Consider the following 954-nt stretch of genomic DNA (forward strand, 5'->3'; position numbering starts at 1 on the left):
CTATAAACTTAGTTCTTTTAAAAACCGAAAGAATATAGAATGGGGCTACAGGAATCATGGCTATCAAAAAATGGTGCATAAACTTAAAAGGATCTATCGTAATGTTCTTTTCCTTTGAATAATATGCTTCAATTATTCTTTTTCTTTCCCTACACACACTTATTATTAAAAAAATGATATAGGATATATAAACCAAAATAATTATAACTAAATAATATTTATTTCCTGCGTACACAATACTAGAAAGTGAGATTAGCCAAGTCATTAGTATGATAGACGTTACAAATACAAAATAACTAATTGAGAATAATTTTTTTGGTCTTTTTTTAAGCTTCATGTTAATAAGTAAACATATGGATAATACCGATTGTATCACGCCATAAACCAACATAAAAACAAAAAATATTTTTAAGGCGAGATTATTGCCATGATTATTTATATATATTCGCCCATAAGGTATTTTTAATAAAAGAGGCATAAATCCCATTGATAAAACAAAAAAAGGTGTTTTATAAAACTGTACTCTAGAATACTCAAATAAAATATCTATTCCATAAAATTGTTCACTATTTAAATCAGCTATTTTTTTCATAAATCACGCTCCTTTTATCAGCTGATAGTGTTAACACTATCTTTGTTTTCTTTCATTATTAACTAATTTTCTTCTCCACTTTCTACTATTGTTAATTGCACTCCTATTAAACTCATTAGTAAAATTTTCTTAATATTGTTCATCTTATTATGCCCCCCATAAGTATCAATTAAAAATAAGCTAGTGCCTACACCTAATTTAACATTTGATTATATATTTGTATATATTAACACTCTTGTATTAACATCGAATAAAAATCATCTTACTTTATTGTTTAATTAAATTTTTACAACATTTTGCTTTTTAATTACTTATATGTGATTTCTATATTCCTCTATTGAATGTTTAAGTCAATAATGTTT

The 954-nt window shown here is 24.9% G+C and carries 1 protein-coding gene; it reads right to left on the reverse strand.

From position 1 onward, the window contains the following. Positions 1–592: hypothetical protein (locus KPL50_RS26560; protein WP_216301462.1), on the reverse strand; the 592-nt coding region annotated here is incomplete at its 3' end. Positions 593–954 lie beyond the last annotated feature (362 nt).

The sequence above is a fragment of the Clostridium sp. CF012 genome (assembly GCF_018861755.1).
Lineage (GTDB): Bacteria > Bacillota > Clostridia > Clostridiales > Clostridiaceae > Clostridium_AD.